The organism is Hydrogenophaga sp., from assembly GCF_011390835.1.
In the GTDB taxonomy this organism is placed as follows: Bacteria; Pseudomonadota; Gammaproteobacteria; order Burkholderiales; family Burkholderiaceae_C; genus Hydrogenophaga.
In genome coordinates this window covers 1-14713 of record NZ_JAABRQ010000012.1, presented here as the reverse complement: position 1 = coordinate 14713, position 14713 = coordinate 1, and the positions used below count along the sequence as shown (strand labels likewise).

The 14713-nt window shown below is 64.9% G+C and carries 12 protein-coding genes and 1 pseudogene; 7 read left to right on the top strand and 6 right to left on the bottom strand.

The annotated features are described in order from the left end of the window. The first annotated feature begins 108 nt into the window (after positions 1-108). A complete protein-coding gene (gene argC, locus GPT34_RS08845; protein ID WP_291011215.1) occupies positions 109-1032 on the top strand; it encodes an N-acetyl-gamma-glutamyl-phosphate reductase in 924 nt (307 codons plus the stop codon). 144 nt (positions 1033-1176) lie between these two features. Here the strand turns inward: argC and recX are convergent, their stop codons facing one another. Together recX and recA are read right to left on the bottom strand one after the other, a co-directional pair. After that, positions 1177-1626, bottom strand: a complete 450-nt coding sequence (gene recX, locus GPT34_RS08840; RefSeq protein ID WP_291011213.1) for a recombination regulator RecX — start codon at positions 1624-1626, stop codon at positions 1177-1179. Between the two features lie 73 nt (positions 1627-1699). Further along, positions 1700-2812 (bottom strand): recombinase RecA, encoded by a 1113-nt coding sequence (gene recA, locus GPT34_RS08835; protein WP_291011211.1) that lies wholly within the window; start codon positions 2810-2812, stop codon positions 1700-1702. Between the two features lie 183 nt (positions 2813-2995). Between recA and GPT34_RS08830 the strand changes: the two genes are divergently transcribed. The 3 genes from GPT34_RS08830 (at position 2996) to GPT34_RS08820 (ending at position 6000) form a co-directional block, all read left to right on the top strand. Beyond that, positions 2996-3487: a MarR family transcriptional regulator gene (locus GPT34_RS08830; RefSeq protein ID WP_291011209.1), complete on the top strand. Its 492-nt coding sequence runs from the start codon at positions 2996-2998 to the stop codon at positions 3485-3487. 106 nt (positions 3488-3593) lie between these two features. After that, on the top strand, positions 3594-4262 hold the full coding sequence (locus GPT34_RS08825) for a response regulator transcription factor (protein ID WP_291011206.1): 669 nt from the start codon (positions 3594-3596) through the stop codon (positions 4260-4262). A gap of 295 nt (positions 4263-4557) precedes the next feature. Further along, the gene (locus GPT34_RS08820) at positions 4558-6000 is read left to right on the top strand and encodes a sensor histidine kinase (RefSeq protein WP_291011203.1); all 1443 of its coding nucleotides are present in this window, start codon (positions 4558-4560) and stop codon (positions 5998-6000) included. A 30-nt stretch (positions 6001-6030) separates the two neighbouring features. Here the strand turns inward: GPT34_RS08820 and GPT34_RS08815 are convergent, their stop codons facing one another. After that, positions 6031-6681, bottom strand: coding sequence for a glutathione S-transferase family protein (locus GPT34_RS08815; RefSeq protein ID WP_291011200.1), 651 nt, complete (start codon positions 6679-6681; stop codon positions 6031-6033). Between the two features lie 141 nt (positions 6682-6822). Next, positions 6823-9783, bottom strand: a complete 2961-nt coding sequence (locus tag GPT34_RS08810) for a DNA topoisomerase III (protein ID WP_291011198.1) — start codon at positions 9781-9783, stop codon at positions 6823-6825. A gap of 96 nt (positions 9784-9879) precedes the next feature. On the opposite strand from GPT34_RS08810, the gene GPT34_RS08805 reads away from it, so the two are divergent. From GPT34_RS08805 to GPT34_RS08795, 3 genes are read left to right on the top strand one after another with little or no spacing between them, the layout of a single operon-like run. Next, positions 9880-10449 (top strand): SET domain-containing protein-lysine N-methyltransferase, encoded by a 570-nt coding sequence (locus tag GPT34_RS08805; protein WP_291011195.1) that lies wholly within the window; start codon positions 9880-9882, stop codon positions 10447-10449. Next, a complete protein-coding gene (locus GPT34_RS08800; RefSeq protein WP_291011193.1) occupies positions 10446-11258 on the top strand; it encodes a biotin--[acetyl-CoA-carboxylase] ligase in 813 nt (270 codons plus the stop codon). Before GPT34_RS08805 ends, GPT34_RS08800 begins: the two co-directional genes overlap by 4 nt. Beyond that, positions 11252-12016, top strand: a complete 765-nt coding sequence (locus GPT34_RS08795) for an SPOR domain-containing protein (RefSeq protein ID WP_291011191.1) — start codon at positions 11252-11254, stop codon at positions 12014-12016. The genes GPT34_RS08800 and GPT34_RS08795 overlap by 7 nt, the downstream gene beginning before the upstream one ends. A gap of 15 nt (positions 12017-12031) precedes the next feature. Here GPT34_RS08795 and GPT34_RS08790 read toward each other — a convergent pair whose 3' ends face one another. Further along, positions 12032-13996 (bottom strand): S8 family peptidase, encoded by a 1965-nt coding sequence (locus GPT34_RS08790; RefSeq protein WP_291011188.1) that lies wholly within the window; start codon positions 13994-13996, stop codon positions 12032-12034. A 555-nt stretch (positions 13997-14551) separates the two neighbouring features. Then, positions 14552-14713: pseudogene (locus GPT34_RS08785) on the bottom strand (type I glyceraldehyde-3-phosphate dehydrogenase); the annotation flags it as partial.

Genomic DNA, 14713 nt, shown 5'->3' with positions numbered 1-14713 from the left:
CGGAATGTATCATGCTGCAACGCACCAAAATCGGGCGGGGCGGCGCGAAACGTAATGCATAATTATATGAGTGATTCTCTGAACCAGAACTGACAAGGCGGACAGATCATGGCCAAACTCTTCATAGATGGCGAGGCCGGTACCACCGGCCTGCAGATTCGCGAACGGCTGCAGATGCTGCCGGACATTGAGTTGCTGAGCATCGCGCCCGAGCGCCGCAAGGACCCCGAGGCCAAGCGCGAGCTGATGGCGCAGGCCGATCTGGTGATTTTGTGCCTGCACGACGACGCGGCCATTGAGTCCGTGGCCATGATCGATGGCTTGCCCGGCCGCAAGCCCCGCATCATCGACGCTTCCACCGCCCACCGCTGCGCGCCAGGCTGGGTCTACGGCTTTCCCGAGCTCTGTGCCGAACAGCGCGCCGCCGTGGTGTCGGCCGACCGGGTGGGCAATCCCGGCTGCTACGCCACCGGTGCCATCGCGCTGCTGCGCCCGCTGGTGGATTCCGGCCTGCTGCCCACCGATTTCCCGGTCTCGCTGCCATCGGTCAGTGGCTATTCCGGCGGCGGGCGCACCATGATCGAGGCGTACGAAAAAGGCGAGGCACCCTTGCACGAAGCCTACGCACTGGGACTGGCGCACAAACACATCCCTGAAATCCTGTTCTGCACCGGCCTGACCCGCCGCCCGATCTTCATCCCCGCCGTCGGCAACTTCCGCCAGGGCATGCTGGTGCAGCTGCCTCTGCATCTGGACCACTTGCCCGGCCAGCCCAAGGCCAGCGACCTGCACGACGCGCTGGTAGCCCACTACGCGGCCAGCGCCGCCGCGGGCGGCTTTGTGCGGGTAGAGCCCGCCACCGCCGACGGCAAGCTCGACGCCACTGCGCTCAACGACACCAACCAGCTGGAGCTGCGCGTGTTCGCCAACGAAGCGCACCGCCAGGCGGTGCTGATCGCCCGCCTGGACAACCTGGGCAAGGGCGCCAGCGGCGCGGCGGTACAGAATTTGCAATTGATGCTCGGGATGTGATTCCCCCTGCCGCACCTGCGGTACGTCGCCCCCCTGGGGGCAATGCCTGTGGTCCGGCAAAGCTCGCTCCACGGCATCCTTGAGTCAAAGCGCCGCGCTAAGGAACCGCTGGATGGCTCACGCGAGCTCTGAGCGCGCTCTCACTCAGTCTTCTTCACCGCCTTTGACCACCCGGTGGATCGCCTCGGCACCAAACCCCCGGGTCGCGAGAAAGCGCATCTGTTTCGCGCGACCCTGGGCGTCTGCCGCCGGCTCACCAAACTTCTTTCGCCAGACTTCGCGAGCGCGCTCCACCTCGCTGGCTTGCAAATCGGCCACAGCCTGAGCGATGGCTTCTGGCGCCAGACCCTTGGCCTGCAGTTCCTGCCGCACCCGCATCGCGCCCAGGCGTGGCGCGCGCCGGTGCACCACCGACTCCAGTACCCGCTGTTCGTTGATGAAGCCCTTGGCCTGCAAGTCGTCCAGCGCACGCGCCAGTTCGCCAGGCACTGCCTCATGCTGGCGCAGCTTGCGTTCCAGCTCGGCACGCGAGTGTTCACGCTGACCGAGCAGGCGCAGGGCGCGCCCTTTGAGCGAGGGTTGATCAAAAGCCATCTGATCGTTTGAAGACGGTCAACACCACGCCAGGGCGCGCCTCAAGCGGCGCGTTGTCTGTGGTGTGCTGTGTTTACTCGGCCGTGACCGGCTTGTCAGCCTTTTCGGCTTTCTCGGCCTTGCTGGCTTTGCCACCCTTGGCGGGTGGGGCCTCGTCCACCGGCAGCAGCGGCACACCCAGCTCGGTGCGCACCTTGTTCTCGATCTCCAGGCGCAGATCGGGGTTTTCGCGCAGGAATTCGCGTGAGTTGTCGCGACCCTGACCAATTTTTTCTCCGTTGTAGGCGTACCAGGCGCCCGATTTTTCGATCACGCGGTTGGCTACGCCAAGGTCGAGAATCTCACCTTCTCGGCTGATGCCCTCGCCAAACAGAATGTCGAACTCGGCGGTCTTGAACGGGGGCGCCACCTTGTTCTTCACCACCTTGACCTTGGTCTCATTGCCGATGGCGTCGTCGCCCTTTTTGATGGTCCCAGTGCGGCGGATGTCCAGCCGCACCGAGGCGTAGAACTTGAGCGCGTTGCCGCCGGTGGTAGTCTCGGGGCTGCCGAACATCACGCCGATCTTCATGCGAATCTGGTTGATGAAGATGACCATGCAGTTGGTCTTCTTGATGGTGGCGGTGAGCTTGCGCAGCGCCTGGCTCATGAGGCGCGCCTGAAGACCTGGCAGCGAATCGCCCATTTCGCCTTCCAATTCAGCCTTGGGCGTGAGCGCCGCCACCGAGTCGACCACGATCAGGTCGACAGCGCCGGAACGCACGAGGCTGTCCACGATTTCCAGCGCCTGTTCGCCGGTGTCGGGCTGGGAGATCAGCAGGTCTTGCAGGTTCACGCCCAGCTTTTGCGCGTACTGGATGTCCAGCGCGTGTTCGGCGTCGACAAAGGCGCACTGACCGGCGAGCTTCTGCATCTCGGCGATCACCTGCAGGGTCAGCGTGGTCTTGCCCGACGATTCCGGGCCGTAAATCTCGACCACCCGGCCGCGCGGCAGGCCACCGACGCCCAGCGCGATGTCAAGACCTAGGGAGCCGGTGGAGACAACCTGGATGTCTTCGATCACCTCGCCTTCGCCCAGCCGCATGATGGTGCCCTTGCCAAACTGCTTCTCGATCTGGGCCAGGGCGGCCTGCAAGGCCTTGGCCTTTTCGCTGTTGAGGGGATTGGGTTTGACGGCTGTGTCCATATTGAATGCTCCTTTTCGTGTGAGTGGGTATTCGCTTCCAGAATATGTTTTTGCGTACAGGCTGGATGCTTGAACAGGAGTTTATCGCGCGATACTTTTCTGACAAGCCGTATTTTGGTCAGTTTCCTTGACGATATGATATCCCCCCTTGCGCCGCTTCGCTCCGCCAACCTGGCCACTTCCATGAACGCCACCAACCGCGACCTGACCACTCCTGACGACCGCTGGCGACAAAGCCACCTGGGCAGGCTCATGGGTCTGGCTTTGCGGCGTTTTGACGAGCGGGTACTGCACCTGATGGCGCACGACCCCAACGTACCGCTGGCGTTGTCCAATCTGGCAGCGCGTGACCAGATCGCGGCGGCCCATGTGCACATCACGCGCCACCTTCAGGTGTCCGGTTCGCGCCTGACCGAACTGGCGCAGGCAGCAGGCATGAGCAAACAGGCCATGAGCGACCTGGTGACGCAATGCGAGGCCTGGGGCCTGGTGGAGCGCCAAGCCGACCCGCACGATGCGCGTGCGCGCCGCATCGTCTTCACCGCCACCGGGCTGCTCTGGCTGGAAGCCTTCCGCCAGGCGGTGACGCAGGCGCAAGATGAATTCCACGCGCTGGTGGGCGACGATGTGGCGACCGTCGTGATGTTGGGACTGGAGGCCTATGGCGCGCGCTGAATCAGGATGATGCGAACAGCGCGTCAATGCTGGGTTGATGCGGGTTTGTCGCCACGCACCCCCAGTACGGCTTTCGCCATAATGCAAAAAACGATCGGAGACACGCATGCGCATCCTCATTGCGGAAGACGACCAGGTGCTGGCTGATGGCCTGCTGCGCGGCTTGCGCGCCGCCGGCGCCGCGGTGGACCACGTGGCCAGCGGCAGTGAGGCCGATGCCGCGCTGATGACCAACAACGAATTTGATCTGCTGATCCTGGACCTGGGCCTGCCCAAGCTGCATGGGCTCGAAGTGCTCAAGCGCATGCGCGCGCGCGGATCGTCGATCCCGGTGCTCATCCTGACCGCTGCCGACAGCGTGGAGGAGCGCGTCAAAGGACTGGACTACGGCGCGGACGACTACATGGCCAAGCCGTTTTCGCTGCAGGAGCTGGAAGCCCGCGTGCGGGCGCTCACGCGCCGCGGCATGGGCGGCAGCACCAACACGATCAAACACGGTCCGCTGGAATACGACCAAGCGGGCCGGGTGGCCACCATCGACGGCAAGATGGTGGAGCTCTCGGCGCGCGAGCTGGGCTTACTGGAGGTCTTGCTGCAGCGCGCCGGTCGGCTGGTCAGCAAAGACCAGCTGGTCGAGCGGCTGTGCGAGTGGGGCGAAGAGGTGAGCAACAACGCGATCGAGGTCTACATCCACCGCCTGCGCAAAAAGATCGAAAAGGGCCCGATCCGCATCGCCACGGTGCGGGGACTGGGTTACTGTTTGGAGAAGATTTGACCCCCCCTGCGCCGCCTTCGGCGTCACCCCCCCAATGGGGGGCAATCCCTGTGGCCCGGCGAAGCCGTTTCCAGGGGATTTCTGAACCACGCATTCCGCGCCGAAGAGTCAGTTGCAGGCCGCATTGTTTTAGGCGCTGGCGACCTGCTCTGGTCGACCAATGAAGGGCGGTTCATACAGTGGCGCAGCGGAACCGGCTTGGCCGGGCCGCAGTGCGCCGACCCCCCGGGGGGGTGACGCAAAAGGCGGTACAGGGGGGAGTCCTACCGACGCCGAAACACTGGGCAGCGGGCCGATGTCATTCGGGCTGTTCCAGCGCGAGCAGCGCAGCCTGTTTGGAGAAATTCTGGACTGGATGCTCACGCCGCTGCTGCTGCTTTGGCCGCTCTCGCTGGCCTTAACCTGGTTTGTGGCGCAGGGGATTGCGAGCAAGCCTTTTGACCGCGCGCTGGAATTCAACCTGCAGGCGCTCACCCAATTCGTGGTCACCCGCAACGACGTGGTGAGCTTCAACCTCACGCCCCAGGCACGCGACCTGCTGCGTGCCGACGACAGCGACCTGGTGTACTACCAGCTGGTCGATCCGCGCGGCGAGTTGATCAGCGGCGAGACCGACTTTCCTCTGCCGCGCGACAACGAAACGCCCGAGCCCGGCCGCGTGCTGATGCGCGATGACCTGGTGCGCGGTGACGAGGTACGCGTCGCCTACACCTGGCTGGCGCGGCACAGCGACCCCCGGCGCCTGGTGTTGATGCAGGTGGCCGAGACCAAGGGCAAACGCTCGACGCTCGCCACCGAAATCATCAAAGGTGTGATGGTGCCGCAGTTCATCATCCTGCCGCTGGCGGTGCTGCTGGTGTGGTTAGCGCTGGTGCGCGGCATCCGCCCGCTCAACGAGCTGGAGCAACGCATCCGTGCCCGCAAGCCCGACGACCTGAGCCCGATCGAAGAGTCTTTTATTCCGCAAGAAGTGGCTCCGTTGGTGTCTTCCATCAACGACCTGCTGACCCGGCTCAAAATTTCGCTCACCACCCAGAAGCGCTTCCTGGCCGATGCCGCCCACCAGCTGAAGACGCCGCTGGCCGGGCTGCGCATGCAGGCCGAACTGGCCCAGCGTGAGACCGACCCGGCCGAAATCCGCGGCTCACTGCAGCAGATCGCCCGCTCCAGCACACGCGCCACGCACACAGTCAATCAGCTGCTGGCGCTGGCCCGGGCCGAAACCACCGGGCGCGCTCTGCCCAGTGCGCGCATCGACCTCGCGCAACTGGTCACCCAGGTGGTGCAGGATTCGGTGCCGCGCGCCATGGAACATGGCATCGACCTGGGCTACGACGGTCCCGAGCAGCTGCCCGAGGCCTGCATCATCGACGGCAACCCAACGCTGCTGCAGGAGATGGTCCGCAACCTGGTGGACAACGCCATACACTACGCCGGCCGCGGCGGTGTGGTCACGGCGCGGGTGCTGGTGGACCGATTCAGCGGCGTGCAGATCCTGCAGGTGGAAGACAACGGACCCGGCATCCCGGCCAACGAGCGGGAACTGGTGATGCAGCCGTTCTACCGGGCGCTGGGTACCAACGTCGACGGTTCAGGGCTGGGCCTGGCCATCGTGCAGGAAATCGCCCAGCAACATGGCGCCACGGTGCAGATGGAAGACGCCCATCCCGAACACCTCCAGCAACGCGGGTTGCTGGTGTCGGTGCGGTTCTCTCCACCGCGCGGTGATGAGGACTGACGGACTGAACGACCTGCCCGCGCCGACCGTTCAGCCCGCGGACTGGTACACGTTCAAGACCAGGCGCTCCCGTTCTACCGCTTTGGCCACACCAGGCAGTGCCGCGAAACGCTGCACGAGGCCCCAGGTTGCAGGCAGGGTGGTGGGGTCGATGCCGGCGTAGCCACCCCATCGCAACAGCGTGAGCGCATAGCCGTCCAGCGCGCCCGGGCGCTCGCCGAACAACCAGGGCGAGGCCTGAGCGGCGAGGGCTTCAATCTCTTCCAAGCATTCCCGGTAGCGCGGCACAGCAAACGCACGGATCGCCTTTTTGGCTGCTTCGTCGTCACTGAACTTCTCCGGCATGAAGAAGTGGGTGAAGGTCGGGTGCACCGTGTTGTTCATCCAGGCCAGCAAAGACAACGCTCGCGTGCGCGCCACGCCATCGGCCGGCAGGATGTGCGCCTTAGGCAGCCGGGTGTCGAGGTGCAGCAAGATGGCGATGATCTGCGTGATCACTTCATCGCCGTCGACCAGCACCGGCACCTGGCCGCGCGGATTGAGTGCCAAGTAGTCGGCCGTGCGCTGTTCGCCCTTGTGCAGCTTGACCATGGAGGGCTCGAACGCCACGCCAGCTATCTCCAGCATGGCATGCGGCACGAACGAACAGGCGCCAGGGGCGAAATACAGTTTCAGGCTCATAAAGCAACTCCAGTCAGACAGTATGCGAAGAACAAATCGATCCCGGCCGCCCCGAGCCGGTCCGGCCCCGGAACCGGAGCAGAAACCGGTTCCTCCCTGTTCCAAGGCAGCGACCCGCGCAGCGGCGGAGCGCAGGGGTCTCTAGCTCAGGTGCGGTCCGATCAGTTTGGCGATCTCGAACATCGTCACCTGCGGTTTGCCGAATACGGCCTGCAGCTTGGCGTCGGCGTTGATCTTGCGCTTGTCAGCGGTGTCCTGCAATGCGTTGGCCTTGATGTAGTCCCAGAGCTTCTTGGTCACTTCGGGGCGCGACACCAGGCCTTCGCCGATCACTGCGATGAGCGCAGCGCTCGGCTGCTTGCCGGTGGCCGCGGTGGTCTTGCGCGGGGCCTTAGGCGCCTTGGGGGCGGTGGCTTTCTTGGCCGCCGCCTTTTTGGCGGGCGCGGCATTCTTCGCAGCGGCGGTCCTGGCGGGCGCCCCCGCGGCGGTCTTGCGCGGCGGGAACTTGCTGGTGCGTGGCTCGAACTCGAAGTTCACCTTGCCGGCCTCCTTGTCCCAGGCCAGGAAGGCCTTGAAGGCACGGCGCGTGCGCATGGAGACGAACTTGTCCAGCAGGTCCGTCTTGCCGGTTTCCAGCAGCTTACTCATCTGCTCGCGCGCCACCGGCTGTTGCAGGATGATCTTGCCACTCTTGAAATCGCAGCTCGGCGTAGGCTGCGCCTCGGTGGGCACGGTCTTGCTGCAGACGTAGTTGCTGCCATGTTCGTACACCGGGCTGCCGCACTTGGGACAGGCCCCCAGCGACTCTGCACCAGCGAAATCCACCAGCTCACCGCTCTCTTCGTTTTTCTTGTCGTCGCCGAAGTCAAATTCGAGCTTCCAGTTTTTCTCTTCCTCGTTGAACTTGATCACGATCTCGGCCACGAAGGGCCAGCCGGCCTTGGAGCGGAAGCCTTCGAGCGGGCCGATCTTTTTGTCGCGCAGCAGCTGCTCCGCCTCTTCGGGTTCAAAGGTTCGGCCAGCCGGCGACTTGCCGAACGAGAAACCGCAGCCCTCGCTGGCGCCGTCTTTGCCCACGCAGCTGTAGCGCCGGTAATTTTCTTTCACCACACCACCGCAATTGGGGCAGGGTGTGGTCAGCGTGGCGTAGTTGCCGGGGATGGTGTCGCGGTCGTATTCCTTGGCCTTTTTCACCATGCGTTCGGTCATGGCGGCGATGTCGGCCATGAAGGCAGCGCGGCTGAGCTTGCCTTGCTCCATCTGCGCCAGCTTGTACTCCCATTCACCGGTGAGCTCGGCCTTACAGAGCTCCTCCACGCTCAGGCCGCGCAACAGCGTCATGAGCTGGAAGGCCTTGGCCGTCGGAATCATCTCGCGACCTTCGCGCAGCATGTACTTCTCGGTCAGCAGGCCTTCAATGGTGGCCGCGCGGGTGGCAGGTGTGCCCAGTCCTTTTTCCTGCATGGCTTCGCGCAGCTCGTCGTCATCCACCAGTTTGCCCGCGCCTTCCATGGCGCCGAGCAGGGTGGCTTCAGAGTAGCGCGCCGGCGGCTTGGTTTTCAGCGCCTTGGGCTCGACGCTCTCTGCACGCACCGTCTCGCCTTCACGCACTGGCACCAGGCTCTGACCCTTGTCCCCTTCTTTGGCATCGGCCACGTCTTCCGCTGCTTCCTTGCCGTACACCGCCATCCAGCCCGGCTTGACCAGCACCTTGCCTTCGGTCTTGAAGTGATGACCGACGGCAGACGTGATGCGGGTCGTGACCAGGAACTCGGCGCTGGGAAAAAACACCGCCAGGAAGCGCCGAACGACCAGGTCGTAGAGCTTTTGCTCAGCCTCGCTCAGGCCGCTGGGCGCTTGCAGAGTCGGAATGATGGCAAAGTGATCGCTGACCTTGCTGTTGTCGAACACGCGCTTGCTCGGGCGGATGTAGCCGTTGTTGAGCGCGGTGAGCGCGTGGGGCGCCAGGTGTTTCATGCCGCTGTCGGCCAGCATCTCGAAGGTCTGCTTGACCGTGGGCAGGTAGTCTTCGGGCAGGGCGCGCGAATCGGTTCGAGGGTAGGTCAGGGCCTTGTGCCGCTCGTACAGGCTTTGTGCGAGCTGCAGCGTGGTCTTGGCCGAGAAGCCGAAGCGGCCGTTGGCTTCGCGCTGCAGGCTGGTGAGGTCGTATAGCAGACCACTGGCCTGTGTGGTGGGCTTGCTCTCTTCCTTGACGCTGCAGGCCTTGCTCTGCACCGCCTCGGCGATGGCCATCGCCTCGCGCTGACTCCAGACGCGGTCGGCACGTTGTTCGGCGTCGGCATCCTCCCCGGTAGGCTTCTTGAAATTGGGGTCGAACCACTTGCCCGGGTACTCGCCGGCTTCGGCCAGGAAACTGCCGTGGATCTCCCAGTAGTCGCGACTTCGGTGGGCGCGGATCTTTTCTTCGCGCTCGACCACGATGGACAAGGTGGGCGTCTGCACCCGGCCCACGGTGGTCAGGAAGAAGCCGCCGTCGCGCGAATTGAAGGCGGTCATGGCGCGCGTGCCGTTGATGCCGACCATCCAGTCGGCTTCGGAGCGGCTGCGCGCCGCATCGGCCAGGCCCTGCATCTGCTCGTCGCTCTTCAAGTTCTCAAAGCCGTCGCGGATCGCGGCTGGCGTCATCGACTGCAACCACAGGCGCCGCACTGGCTTGCCCAGGCTCTGGTAGGCGCCGTTTTTCTGCCCGCCTGCGTACTGCTCGATCAGGCGGAAGATCAGCTCGCCTTCGCGGCCCGCGTCGCAGGCATTGATGAGTTGGCCCACATCCTTGCGCTTGGCCTGCTTGACCACCGCCGACAGGCGTGACTTGGTCTTGTCGATGGGCTTGAGATCAAAGTAGGGCGGCAGCACCGGCAGGTGGGCAAAGCTCCACTTGCCGCGCTTGACGTCGAACTCTTCGGGCGCGGCGATTTCCACCAAATGACCCACCGCCGAGGTGACCACGTACTGGTCGTTCTCGAAGTGGTCGTCGTGCTTCTCGAACTTGCCCGCCACCGGGGTGAGTGCGCGCACGATGTCCTGGGCCACCGAGGGCTTCTCGGCAATCACCAGCGTTTTGGCTGAACCTTGGTTTTTCATCTCTACAATCGGTTGGCTCGCGCGTGTACACGCGCACATGGGCACGCGCACACTCGCGCACACCTGCATGAAACAACCTTACCAAAAATTCCCTTCGTGAAGAAAACTGCCGGTTTCGCTAATACCCCTCCACAGACAGCGCCCGGGCCGACAGCGTCCGGCGGGCGCCGCATCCAGACTCGCCGATCGGGCGTGCACGGCAAAGGCGTCTACGCGCTGGTGGACCTAGCTGAAGGCGAGACGCTGATCGAGTACGTGGGCGAGGTGATCGCCTGGGACGAGGCGCTACGCCGCCACCCGCACGACCCGACCGACCCGAACCACACTTTCTATTTTCATGTCGACGAAGACCATGTGATCGACGCCAAGGTGGGCGGAAACTCTTCGCGATGGATCAACCACAGCTGCAAGCCCAACTGCGAAGCTGAGGTGGAAGACGGTCGAGTGTTCATCCGCGCTCGCAAGAACATCCCGGCAGGCCAAGAACTGTTTTACGACTACGGTCTGGTGATCGACGAGCCCCACACGCGCAAGCTGCTCAAGCAGTACCCCTGCTGGTGCGGCGCCAAGAAGTGCCGTGGCACGCTGCTCGCACCGCAGGACAAGGACGCCCGCCCGGGTAATAAGGGCAAGGGCAAGCGCAAGGACAAGAAGAAGGCCGCATGACGGTGGCGCATCACGACTCGCTGACCCGCCATGTCGAGGCCGTCTGGCAGGCGGTTGTACCCGTACTGCCTGGTTTCACCGTGGAGGTGCTGCCCAGCGTGGACTCGACCAACAGCGAGTTGATGCGCCGCGCACGCACCGGACAACAGGAGCCGGTGCTGCTGGCGGCCGAGGTCCAGACGGCCGGGCGCGGGCGATTGGGCAAGGCCTGGCACAGCCAGCCAGGGCAGTCCCTTACGTTTTCACTGGCCCTGCCGCTGACCCCGTCGAGCTGGTCGGGCCTGTCGCTGGCGGTGGGGGTGAGCCTCGCCGAGAGCCTGCACCCGGACGTGATGCTCAAGTGGCCCAACGATTTGTGGCTACACCAGCGCAAGCTCGGTGGCATCCTGGTGGAAACGGCGAGCCAGGGCGAAGGGCCTGATCGCCCCCGCACCGTGGTGATCGGCATGGGCATCAACATCGCCCGGCCTGATGCAGCGGCCGTGCGGGCACTGGCCTCCCCTGATTCGGCGGCCCCGATTGCGCCGGCAGGGCTGGCTGAGGTCTGCGTCGGTCAGACCGCCGGGGAAACGCTGGAGCAGGTCGTGCCCGCGCTGGTGCGCGACATCCTGCGGTTCCAGGCCGACGGTTTTACGGCGTTCGCCAGTCGGTTTGCGGCCCGCGATGCCTTGTTCCAGCAACGGGTGACCTTGTCTGACGGCAGCTTGGGCCTGGCCGACGGCGTGGACGCCAGCGGCGCGCTGCGAGTGAAGACCGACGCCGGCTGGCGCGCCGTAAGCAGTTCGGAAGTGAGCGTGCGCCCATGCTGAGGTGGGCGATCTGGCTGCTGGTGCTGGCCAATGCCGGATATTTCGCCTGGAGCCAAGGCTATCTGGCGTCGATAGGTTACGCGCCGCCGCAAGTGCGCGAGCCCCAGCGACTGGACGCGCAGATCAAGCCCGAAGCGCAACGCCTGCTCAATACACCGCGCGACATCGCGCCTGAATCGCCTCCGGTCAACGCTCCTGCAGCTGAACGCGAGATCGAGCTGCCGACACCGGCACAGCCTGCCGAGACCGTGGCCCCGCCTCCAGCGCCGGTGCCAGCGCCGCCAGTGACCGAGGCCGCCGAGGCTGCCCGCACCTGCTGGCAAGCTGGCGCCTTCACCGAAGCCCAGGCCGATGGCCTACGTGCCGCGCTGACCCTAGCAGGCCTACCGGCCAGCAGCTGGCAGATGAACGAGAGCCGCAGCGGCGGGCGCTGGATTGTTTACATGGGGCGCTACGATAACGAAGAGCAGCTTGAGCGTAAAAAAGCCGAGCTACGCGAGCTCAAGGTGGCGTTTCGCGAGGTCTCGGGTGGGCTCAGTCCCGGCCTGGCGCTGGGCACCTATTCGAGCGACGCCTCGGCGCAGCAGGCCCTTCAGGAAGTCGCGCGGACCGGCGTGCGCACCGCGCGCGTGGCCCAGGAGCGCGCCGAATCTCTCAACTTCACGCTCCGTTTGCCGGCAATCACACCGGCGCAGCGGCGGGCTGTGGCCGCACTGGGAGCCCCGCTGGCGGGCAAAGCTCTGCAACCCTGCAACTGAGGTCACACAGGCCCGTCAGGCGGCGCCGACGGTGGGTCGGCGTTGCCGGTACTGTGCCAGGCCAAGACCCAGCACCCAGGCCCAGAACGCAGCACCCCACAGCAGGCTGTTGGCGCCGCCGCCGCCACCGATCGCTGCCCCTGCCAGCACATTCTGCCGGCTGGCCAGCACGCGAAACTCACTTTCGCCGACCTGCCCGTCACTGTCGGTAACACTCAGGCGGAACCTGTACTCCGCTTCTTCGGTGGGCAGTTGCACTGTGGCCAGTGCCTGGTCATCGGCGGTGATGACCACCGGTGGACCTGCCAGCTGCGTCCAGCGATAGCTCACGACCACAGCGCTGGGCGCGGCCGCGCTGCGGCGGCCGTCCAAGGTAAGCAACGAGCCGGGCAATACCGAGCCGAGCGCATCAATGATCGCGGCGGGGCCGGATGCAAGCTGGACCGCTCGGTCGGCGTCCAGCAAACCAGCGCCACAGGTGTCGGTGGTGCATTGGCAGACCTGCGAGCTGGTGGGGCCACAGGCGGGCAAGCCCAAGTTGCCATGCGGGCGAGCGGCGACCTTCATGCGCTCGATGAGCTGCTCAGGCGTGAGCGCGGGGTTCACCGACAGCATCAGACTGGCCACGCCGGCTGCTTGCGGCGCGGCAAAGCTGGTGCCCTGCTTCAGGCCGACGGTGTTATCGACCGGGCCATTGAGCCCGCTGTTGGTGATCGACGTGATCAAGGTGTCCTGGGGCGTGCTGCTCCAGGAACCTCCTGGCGCCGACAGGGCCACGTTGGCACCGAAGCTGGAATAGGACGCCTTGCTGCCGTCTCGCTGAACAGAGGCGACCGCCAGCACGCGCTGGCAGTCGGCCGGGCGCTTGAGCGCACCGCCGCCATTGCCCGCGGCCACGACCACCAGCGCACCGGCTGCGGTCGCGGCATCGATGGTTTCCTGGTACGCAGGCGAACACAACGCGTCGCCACCAAAGCTCAAGTTGATGACGCGGGCCGGATGGGGATTGAGTGGCTGCCCTTCGACCGGAAGACCCGCGGCCCAGCGCACGCCATCGAGCAGATCGGACAGGCGTGCGCCGCATTTGCCTGAGACCCGCACCGGCAACACCTGGGCGCCCCAACTCAAACCGGCGACAGCCGACGCGTTGTCGGTCGCCGCGGCGATCTGGCCGCTGATGAAGGTGCCATGCCAGGAGCTGTCGCTGGTGCTGCAACCGGCAAAGACCGGCTTGTGCAGATCACTGGCGCTGACCCAGTCGCCAGGGTCACTCGGATCGTCGTCACGGCCGTTGCCGTCGTTGGCGATGTCCAGCTCGCTGATCAGGTCGCGCCCGGGCAACAGCTTGCCGGCCAGGTCCGGGTGATCGAGGCGCACCCCGCTGTCTACCACCGCCACCACAACCGGCGCACCGGCAATCGGCGTCCCAGTGGTGCGGGCCCAGGCGGCGGGCAGGTTCAGCGCAGCGGGTCGCGTGGGATCGGGTGTTTGCAGGTGCCATTGCTGCACAAACTTGGTGTCATTGGGGACCACCGGCAACGCCTGCAGGCGCGGTACCAGCACATCGGGCTCGACCCAGGCCACATCGGGGTGCAGACGCAGGCGGCGCATCGCGTCACTCAGCGCCTGGCCCTTGAGCGGGCGCTCCAGACCCAGGACCTGGGCATCGCCAGATGCGGTGGAACGTCGGATGGACACACCCGCTTCACGAGCCACTCGGATAGCCTCGGTCTGTCCGGCGTGCGCAGCTCGGCTCCAACGCGCTTGCGCACGCACCCGATCGCGGGTCGGGCTGCGGTCTGCGTTGTCCGCAAGCTCCTTGTTGACACCTGGCTTCAGGCCGATCAACAGGCCTGAGGCTGCCTTTTCGACGTCGCCCGAAGTCTGCGCCCACGCCGCCGCCGAGCCGAGCACGCCCAAGCACGCCACCGCGGCGAAGCGCGCGATGACTCGGGAAATACCTTGGGCTGCAACACACATAACGTTTTGTAACACGTTGTGTAGCACATGGACCATCCCTCTGGCGGAAGAAGGTCTGAAAAGTCACACCGATGATGGAAGGTTGACGGGCGCTGCAGACCGGTTAGCGGGCTCTGGCCCTCCCGCATGCGATATGGGTGCCGACTCAGGCAGTGGCAACCCGTATGTCAAAGCAGTCGAGCGCATATCGCTGTAGCGATAGCCTGCCAGGATCAGAAAACGCACATGCGGCGCTCCAGCGGCGTCATCCAGCCATGCCACCAGAGCCGGTGCAACGATGTAAGCGCCCTGGGTGCGCCCGGATCGGGCGCGCATGGCCTCCGCAGGAGCGGCACATGTTGAACAAAGGGATGTCAGGCCGATGCATGGCGGAGATCGCGGGTGCCCGGGTGTTCGGCAGCAGGTTTCATCACCGCATCCGATAGACCAGTCGGTCTATTTTTGAATCGCCGACGCAGGACAAGCCTTGCGCTCCCTGCACAACGTGACGCCGCTGCGGCCCAGAAATGACAAGGGCACCCTTGAGTGCCCTTGTCTTCAGAAAAAAGCGTGCGCTTACTTGGCCACCACGCGCACCATCTCAAGGCACTTGTTGGAGTAGCCCCACTCGTTGTCGTACCAGGCCACGACCTTCACAAAGGTGCTGTCCAGCGCGATGCCAGCGTCGGCATCGAACACGCTGGTGCAGGTCTCGCCTCGGAAGTCAGTCGCCACCAC